Genomic DNA, 9,088 nt, shown 5'->3' with positions numbered 1-9,088 from the left:
ACTTTGGCAATGGTACGACCCTGTATTCTCGTTACAACCGGGGTCAGCGAGAAGTTCATACCGCCTACCCCATCGGTGTAGAAGTTCTCATCGATGATATCTCCCAAAAAATGAAACATCTAAATGGTGGAAAAATCGGAGATCCATCCAAAATCCGATTTTGTTTGGAAATGGGGCATACTCGATACAGTCGTGACATCGATATCAAAGATATATACAGCGCTTGTTTGAAAGATTGGTATGAAAAATACTTGAAGAAAGTGGTGAATCTGACACTGGATGCCAAGCACCAGGGAGATGAAATCTGGGCGATTGGTGGAGGCTGTCTCTTACCAGGATTTAAGAAGCTGTTGGAGAAAAACGGCTTCAAAATCCTGGACAATCCGGTAGAAGCCAATGTCTTTGGGCTTTTAGAGATGGCAAAAACCATCAGCAGTAAGCATTCAGGATCTACATCTCTTAAGTAAAGTTATAACAATGGCAGATAAAAAAGACTTAGCACCGGAAAAAGTTCGCCTCAAAGATAATTACCGAGAGCGCATATTTGCAGAATCGCAAAAACTAGATAAAAGTTACCTGGACACGCTTTACTTTATAGTTGATTGCTATTTTGTTTTTATCAAGGCTGGATTACCTGCACAACTTTTAGCTTCCACACCGATTAATACTGAATCAAACCAACCCACGTCTTGGACTCCAACTCCATTTGCACAGGAGAAAGAAGAAGATTCTTCAGGGGAAACATTCAGCCTTGATTTTGATTTGTAACCCTCAAATAAAGTTGTTAACTCTGTTTCAAGAAATCTACAATTAGATTAAATAGGCGGAGATACCATCGCCAATGCAAATCTAGGAGCTTTGAAGTCGATAATCTGATATGGCGATTAAGTTATGAGCAGGAAAAATATATTCAACAGGGATGATTAATTCACCGTGGAGTTAGTACTCTGGGGAACCCCATATTTTGATTGTCTTTGATGTTGCGATCGCCTTTGATGACATCGATAGCGATAGCCTCAAGCCCTAATTTGATACCCTAGACAGTGTAAAGGTTTCAGCGTTTGATTGAATAGTTCATTTGTTCGCATTTAAAGGGCTGGGGTCTTAAACCCTTGTTGCCTTAAGTTCTTGAATAAATGCATCAATCATAGCTGATACAGAACTGGCTACCTACTTTGAGTTTGACGAGGGTACTTGAGCGGATGCTTAATAATCTGGCTATGATTGAATGAAGAGTACTGAGTAGAAAAATTAACCCCTTCACCCAATGTGCAACTCAAAATCAATCAACCGATAGTTCAACACATTAACAGCCTGTTGTTCTAGCTGAGTCGATAGAGTCTCAGCAATATCGATCATCTGATTTATTTCAGCTTGCCATGCTAAATTTGTGCTAAACACTTCTCGATAAAACTGGATACACCCTCGCAAATGAGAAATGAATGAATGAGTTAATCTAGTTTTATAATGATTTAATGCAGATATATCAGGAATGCGATCGCTCAAAATTGCATCAATTACCGCCCCTGCCAATATTGCGCTGCGTAATGCAAAAGGCGTACCTTCCCCACTCACAGGATCAATCTTAATTGCCGATTCGCCCACCATCAGCCAACCCGAACCGTAGAGAGGCCATTGCAAGTGGGGGGCAGAAGAAAAACAATCTACCTTTTGCAAATCGTTGATAAATGCGCTAATTGTGGTGCTTTGATACAAACATTCCAACAACGCCCGTCGAGGATTGGCTGGAGTTATAGGCAAACATGCCTGAAGCATAGCGCCACCATCGACTGGAGCATAAAATAACCAAGCGTCAGCCAGCGACTCTATATAACAGACATGTGCAGATTTGGACGTGTCTTGTATCTCAGCAGCGATCATGACTCGTTGCCCACCAACCAAGAACTGAGAACTTTTCGGCAAAGCGAGCGCACCTCGTTTATGTCTGGTATACACTGTCCAAGCATATTTCTGCGATATTTGTTGAGCAGTCAATTGACTAACATCAATCACACGGGTGTGCTGCATGACCTTGGAGTTTCGGAGTAACTGTAGTAAAGAGTGCGATCGAATCGCCAATGCAGGCTGTTCCACCTGCACTGGCTGTGTGCCCCAATGCACCCAACGATGAGTCAGACGTTGACTGTAAACACCCAGATTCACATCCGGGAAAAGCTCCCTAAGCAATGTTTCACTAACATCGTTGAGTACTAATGATGGCCCGTAAAAGTGAGATTTTGCTGGGTCACATAGCAAATCGCAACGATAACCCAGCCGAGCTAAGGCTGCAACCACAGCATAAGCACTCAAACTGTCGCCAACAACAGCCACAGGATTCATCGTTAGGGAACAAACTTCAGACTGACTCATTGAAACGTGGTTTGGGAAATGGCATTATCAAAATGGGTAAGTACTGCATCAATGCTTTCATTGTGGGCTTTCTGCAAAACTTTAGAGAGAATCGGCTCTTTCAATACCTTTGATTCAGTCAATGGCGCTTTTCGGGCAAATTGAGTGATCGCAGAGCTTTGCAATACCCCCGATTCCAGCAATTGATTTTTGGCTGTATTTAACAAACTTTGTGCAATCTTCTGGGATGTAACGGGAGGATCGCTTTCCCACCATTTAGGAATAGTAAACAGTGGCGTCAGTCCTTTTTCTGCCAGTTGAAAATTGATTGCGTTCAGCTTAAACATCAAAGAAATCGCTCGACGTAGCGATGCACCACTTATTTTCTCATCTTGCATGGCAAACGCCAACTTCAAAAACACTATCAACGTTAAATATACAGCGTCACTTTGTTTTTGCAGGATGAACCCTTCGCTGCCTAATTCTTGAACGTGGGGAACACCATAGAGATTACTGTTAGGTAACTCCGGGTTAGGTTGATCGCTTAACTGGCTCCACTGACCGCCGCGAATATATTTTGGCAAATCACCACGACCCGCATTATCGTAAAAAGCCAGGTTTTGCTGGGCGGTACTGAAACGCACATAGTGTCCTTCACCCTCATCAATGATTAGCTTGATGATTTCCACCGCCCGACGTTGCGTTTCTGGGTCTAACTCTTCTGGTGAAAGCTGTTGCAACGAAGTCTGAATACCAACGTACATCCCATCCAGCCCAGCCGAGGTAGAGCGACTAGGTTCCTCAACATCGATAAACCACTGCAACTGAGTGCTGGTGAGACTTTGCAAATAAAAGGGTACCTCAAACCTGCGTCCAATCTTAGCCGCGCGTTTAACAGTCGTTTCGGCTCCCAGTAGCTTTAATACTTGGTTGACCCAGTGCAAATGGCGCATTTCATCAATAGCGATATTGAAGATCTCATTAGCCCCTTTCCAAATGCGGAATGTTTTCAGGTCTGGCTCTTGCGGCTCATCAGCTGGAGCATTTACAGAATAGTAGGCGTAGAGATATTGCACCGCTAGAGCGTGTTCTACCGTAGCTAAATAAGCTAGTTCTTGTTTGATTTGTTCCAGAGTCAGAATTCGCCCTTTAGGGGGAACAGGGGGTTTGTAGGATTCGCCACATTCCCGACCATTCACTACTGGGCGCAGTTGCTCCCAATCGACCATCATTTCTGCATAGTCGATTTCCCGGAGGCGACGAGCTTCGTAACTGTTAGCAATATCTTCGGTTTGTGGTTCTATATTCGAGTTCTTACGCTGGAAGTTAAGATATTGGTATTTACCATCTTCACTGCTATTGACATCAGGCTTGTTGGATGCCCAATAAAAACATTGGCAATCCCGGAAATCGTAAGTCCAGGGGGTACACAAGGTACGTGTCAGTTCACCTGGTTTGTAAACATCCGGGTCAATGACACCTTGATTGCTCAAGTAAACTGAGCGGTCTGTAATCAGGATGGCAAATTTCAATTTACCAGTTGTATCTCGTTCTACATGGCTATTGTTATTGTTCCAAGAGGTATCTAATTGAGCTTTAGCAGCGTTCAGACTATCACCATCCGCTGGCGGTTTCGGCCCGATCGCCACGGCAGTTTTTCCAGGAAACAGGGCATTAGCTTTCCGCCAGATATATAAGCCGCCCAAGTCTTTAGTATCAACGAACTCAATGGCAGGCGGATTCGCTGCATCCTGGTCAGCAGCGGTTTTCCCCTTGAGAATCCACAAAAACAAATCATCTTGGAGATCGCTTTCTTTCAATCCTAAGGTAATCCACTGGGCGGCGCGATCGCTGGGAGTCAGTTCAGCAAGTCGAGCGCCATCACCCCGATAGACTTCAAAATACAAACCGGGGAAGAAATACTTATGTAGATTACGGGCATCCATTTCCAACCCAGGATAGCAATTGTCTACAGCATCTTCTGGGCGGGTATTAGCCGGGTTACCGGGAACAATGTAAGCGGCTCGTGCAGTTAGGTTACGCGGAAAAATCTTCCATTCCTTTGGATCTTGGGGGGAGAATTCGTTTGGCCGCCACGGGTTATTATTTTTGGTAATTTTCATATTTTTCCAGTTAAATTTGTAATTCCGTTTGCAAAGTAGATTTCGGGAGTCACAAAATACTCAGGGGTGTAAGTAGAGAGTTCGGCATAAGCTGCCAAACAAAATTCCAGCCAGCCGCGAATGTAATCGCAGCCAATTCGCCCACGTTTGCTGACTTCGTGGTAACAGCCTCCTCCACAGAGGTAACGCGCCCAACAATCACTACATGGTTTGATGGAGTTGACATGATTGCGCTGTAATAGCTGCTGTCGAGCCGCAAAGTCTGACCCTTGCTGGACTGACCCCATAGCCCACTCCTCATCTCCTACCAATCGATGACAGGCATAAAGTTCGCCTTGAGCATTCACGCTCAGATAACCCGCACCCGCACCACAGGGATAGGGACGATGGCTACCACGATGAATTTCATTGAGTGCCGTTTCAAAGTTGGTAAACGGGAAACGCTTACCCTGCAACAGGTGTTGTTTACATACCTCACCACATTCGATCATGTGCTGCAAAAATAGCTCGAACTCTTCAGCCCCAAAGGCATACTCTGCATTGGGTGACACCAGCACCGGAGCAAATCCGGCATCATCAACACCCAAGGACAGCACATGCTGCAAAATTGGCAGTAAGCGCCCGCTTTGGGGCGTGACTGTCATGCGAGCCGACAAATGACCAGGACGCTCAACTGACATGACTTCTAAGCCACGTAAAACTGCCTCGTAACTACCCCGACCGTTGACTGTTGGGCGCAATTGGTCATTGAGTAATTGGGGCCCATCGAGGCTAACAGACACATTAAATCGGTACTCGGCGAATAAAGCTGCATCTTCAGGCGTAACCAAGGTGCCGTTTGTAGTCAGAGAAAACCGGACTTTATGCCGAGTTTCTTGGCCGCGCTGGCTGGCATAACGGGTAATGTGGTGGATTAATTGGCGGTTTAACAGAGGTTCTCCCCCCATAAACCCGACAACTAAATCTACACCTGGCTCGGCCTCGGCGATTAGACGGTCTACGGCTTGCTGGGCAATGTCCTGGGGCATGAATTGTGTTTTGCTCCCAAACTTGCCCTCGTCAGCATAACAATACTTACAGCCAAGATTGCAGCTTTGGGCGACGTTCAACGATAAGGAACGCAGGGGAGGCGGTTCGAGGGGAATATCATCAATGGCAGGCTGACCACCTGGCATCACAAAGCCTTGGCGAAAGTCTGCGATTTCCTGGTCGGTTACAGAGTCGTCTACCACTAGCAATTGAGCGATGCGCTGGGCGGTGGACTCGTCGAGATCGAATACTCGCGAACCGTCCACCACCAGCAAGTGTTTTGCGACAGCGCTCTCAAACAGATGAAAGTCGCGGGATAAATTGTCTACTTCCGGCGATATGGATGACTGTGGCGATCGCAAATTCATGATCAACTATCCTCATCTTGAGATGTTTTTTGACCGTTTTGCAACACTTCCAACCATTCCTTCATCAAGTAGTACTGACGTTGGGATATAGACATCGGTGAGGAATCGGAACCTCGCATTAAGGCGGGCATTTGTTTGTCATAGGATTTCGGTTCGTCGGTGGGTTTGCGAATCCATTGTTCAAACACCTCTGGGCGTTGTCCCATGCGTTGCTTGAACACTTCGTAAGCCAGAAAGCGCACATGATTCATCCGACCTAATTCGGTTAAGGGTAATGGATGCCCTGGGCGTGGCGGTACGGGGTCGAATGGGAAAGGAGCGTCTGCGCCTGAGTCACTTGGGTTATTGGCTAACTGCGATCGCAAATTTTGCTGATCCAGATTAGAAGCTTCCATCGTCTCGCGGACTCGTTGCATCAAATCAGCGATTTCGGCTTCTGTTTCCGGCCAGTTTCGCCCCTCAATAAAAGCTTGATGTAAAACTTCGTCTCGTTTGACTAAATCGCTCAAACCATCAGCAATGGAGACAAATGGTCGGCGGTCCGGTTGGAAGTCCTGGGGACAACATGTGTAACGAGCATAAGCAGTAAGTTTACCTGTAGCTACACTTGCTCCTGTGACTGTCACTCTAATCAAACCGTCATTGGAATCATCCAAAAATCCCAAGCTAGTACCATCCGGTTCTTGAGCATACAGACCACCAGGATTGGTGCGCGGATCTTCATTAGCCCCAGACCCTGGATTCCAGTGAGGCCATGCAGCATTGGGATTGAGACAACAGTTAATTTGTCGCAAAAATACCGCTCGGTCTTGAATCAGTGGGATCAATTGGGTTAAGTTGCGATCGCTACTATTGCTGGGAGCATAAATCAATCCCTGCGGTGGGGTAATTCGCAAACGCAACTCAGGCCAACTTGGATTAGGGCGAATTACCTGCACATGGCCTAATGGAATATCCACGCCAGGGGGAATCAGAGAATTTTCTGCCCCTTCAGGACTGTGACCCAATATCGGGTGTAAAAGATGATTTGTACCGGGAATTTCGATCGCAGCTGCAACCAGATCCCCATCTGCCAAGGTGTAGTGATATGCCTTGCGGTTGGCTGCTTCCACGTGCCACACCACATCATTTAGACTCAACTTAGCTGCTTGCAATTCATTTAGTCCTATGGGACCTTCATACCCGTCTGACCAACGTCCATGTAACTCAAAAAACGGACAAACCGGACGCCACTTACCTTTATCTTTGAAGCGAATTTCTTCTGGCAAATAAGCAGAAATATTGCCGTTGGGATCGATATTAAACGTTAGTGCAGGTTTGATGACTGTTTCAGCTGTACCCCGAGGCGAGTAATCATTCTCCGCCCAATGGAAATTCTCCATTGGGTATGGGGATTGTCCAAACCGAGCAAAGGCTAAGGGGGGACAAATCCAAATTTCTTCAAGAATTAACTGATCTTGAGAAGACATAAAGAATGTTTTGTTATGTATTATAAAATACTCTCTAGACAAACTCTAGAATATTTAGCGCCTTATAAGCACATACTTGAAGGTTAAACTTTACATATATTTACATAGCTAGATCGTTTTGATGGTAGTGGAGGACAGCTTTTCTATTTCTGCTTGAACATTCCCTGCTTTAACATTAATAATCAATGGCAAAAATATCAGCGCACAGAGCAAAAAGCCAATGAATAAGCCAGCAACACTTATCAGGCTCCAGTAGCGACCGAGATAACCAAGACGGAATTCCAATATCCACTCTTGTACGGGAAGCAAAGTGAAGTAAAACGCGATTCCTGGACTGACTTAAATCTTGCATTGAACTAAGTTAACTGCATATTTAGCGTATTTGGCACAGTATGCCATTGGCGGTAACTAACAAGGAAAAGTACTAAGGAGTTATGCAAAACTACTCTTTTATTTTTAATTGGAAAGTAAAGCTAACAGCTTATTCCAAGTATGTCTATTTGTTGTGTTTGAGATTTCGCTAAAATTTTATCTATCTGACTATTCGCATCCTCAAAAGTTTGCAATATCTGTGGAGTTACTTTATTAGTCTGCACCTTGCCAGATTGCAAGTTTAAAACTACCTCCCCATTTTTCTGCGAAATAGTTAAATCCCTCTGCTGGGTATTGAAAGCCAAGTCATAAATCTTTCCCGAAACTTGAGTACCATTTTCATCAGACTTACCCCAGACCATGCCAATCCTTTGAGCAATTTGAGTCAGCCGACTGATGGCTTCAAGCTCAGATGTATCTTTATTCATTACTGCCAACGCTGACTCTGATAATTGCTCACCAGCTTTAAACCCATTTGCAACTTCTACAATGCGTTTTTTGTAATTCTCCGACTTCCCTAACTTATCTGCGGCATTGTACCAATTTCTCAAGTCATCAATAGTAACTGATTGAGGTTGGACTTCCTGGTTGGTTGCGGCTCTGTTTTGTAGTTCAGGAAACGGGACTATTTTCCCGTCCACATAATCCCCCAACGGCTCTAGATGTAGTCCCCAGACCTGCCCTTTGCCTGTAAACAATTCTGGTAATGCTTTGGGTGAGTGCTTTTCCATGTCAGCCCATTGCTGTTGATAAACAGGGTCAGCAATCATATCAGGTGTAATTTGATACTGTTTACCGACTCGAAAGGCGACTTGCTTATCAATACCTGCTGCCAGAGCTATATCACCCTGTTTAAATCCATACTGTTTGTATGGTTGATAAGCTCTGGTGGTGTGAGTTCGACCATATCCTCTCATCGCATCAATGCAAGTATCCACAGGTAAAGGATTAGTGTCACCATGCATCATTAAAGGGTAGTTCATCGGAATCGGTTTGCCTTTGATGACAGGAGAGGCAACGGCGAGATTTTGAACCTCTTGGTTTGGGTGGAATTGAGCGCTTTGTTGAGGCGGGGATTGTGCTGATTGTTCTGGTGGTTTCAAAAACTGCGGTCGTGTGGCAAGGGAGCTAACCTTTTGCTGATACTCAAGAGTAGACTCAATAATTCCCCCGAATTTCTTGGTCATGCTCGACAAAGTTTTGGCAGGAATGGAGCTATCAACCAAGTTAAAGACCGTTAAACCTTTTTGGGTTTCCCTGATAACATCTTCTGTTGGTACTTGCTGCCATTCAACTTTTTGAGCAGTTAACCACTTAGTCACAGTATCAGCTTTCTGGTTGTCAACAGCCAAGCCCATGACTCCAAGTTTTTTGTTTG

6 protein-coding genes and 2 pseudogenes are annotated in these 9,088 nt (G+C 45.1%); 2 read left to right on the top strand and 6 right to left on the bottom strand.

The genetic code is table 11. The annotated features are described in order from the left end of the window. Together H6G92_RS37050 and H6G92_RS37045 are read left to right on the top strand one after the other, a co-directional pair. A pseudogene (locus H6G92_RS37050) lies at positions 1-467 on the top strand (hypothetical protein); the annotation flags it as partial. A 10-nt stretch (positions 468-477) separates the two neighbouring features. Beyond that, complete coding sequence (locus H6G92_RS37045) at positions 478-768, top strand: hypothetical protein (RefSeq protein ID WP_190901626.1); 291 nt, start codon at positions 478-480, stop codon at positions 766-768. A 492-nt stretch (positions 769-1,260) separates the two neighbouring features. Here H6G92_RS37045 and H6G92_RS37040 read toward each other — a convergent pair whose 3' ends face one another. The 6 genes and pseudogenes from H6G92_RS37040 to H6G92_RS37015 all read right to left on the bottom strand — a co-directional run. Next, a complete protein-coding gene (locus H6G92_RS37040; RefSeq protein WP_190901624.1) occupies positions 1,261-2,370 on the bottom strand; it encodes an NAD(P)/FAD-dependent oxidoreductase in 1,110 nt (369 codons plus the stop codon). Continuing rightward, a complete protein-coding gene (locus H6G92_RS37035; protein WP_190901622.1) occupies positions 2,367-4,472 on the bottom strand; it encodes a ferritin-like domain-containing protein in 2,106 nt (701 codons plus the stop codon). The genes H6G92_RS37040 and H6G92_RS37035 overlap by 4 nt, the downstream gene beginning before the upstream one ends. Continuing rightward, complete coding sequence (locus H6G92_RS37030) at positions 4,469-5,869, bottom strand: radical SAM/SPASM domain-containing protein (protein ID WP_190901620.1); 1,401 nt, start codon at positions 5,867-5,869, stop codon at positions 4,469-4,471. Before H6G92_RS37030 ends, H6G92_RS37035 begins: the two co-directional genes overlap by 4 nt. A gap of 2 nt (positions 5,870-5,871) precedes the next feature. Beyond that, the gene (locus tag H6G92_RS37025) at positions 5,872-7,338 is read right to left on the bottom strand and encodes a hypothetical protein (protein ID WP_190901618.1); all 1,467 of its coding nucleotides are present in this window, start codon (positions 7,336-7,338) and stop codon (positions 5,872-5,874) included. Positions 7,339-7,446: 108 nt separating this feature from the next. Further along, positions 7,447-7,623 carry a hypothetical protein gene (locus H6G92_RS37020; RefSeq protein WP_190901617.1) on the bottom strand — a complete coding sequence of 59 codons (177 nt, stop codon included), beginning with the start codon at positions 7,621-7,623 and terminating at the stop codon, positions 7,447-7,449. Positions 7,624-7,811: 188 nt separating this feature from the next. Next, a pseudogene (locus tag H6G92_RS37015) lies at positions 7,812-9,088 on the bottom strand (hypothetical protein); the annotation flags it as partial.

Origin of the sequence: Nostoc foliaceum FACHB-393, assembly GCF_014698505.1 — a bacterium.
GTDB classification, from domain to species: domain Bacteria; phylum Cyanobacteriota; class Cyanobacteriia; order Cyanobacteriales; family Nostocaceae; genus Nostoc; species Nostoc foliaceum_A.
Note: the sequence above shows the minus strand (reverse complement) of the source record. Positions and strands in the feature narration are given on the sequence as shown.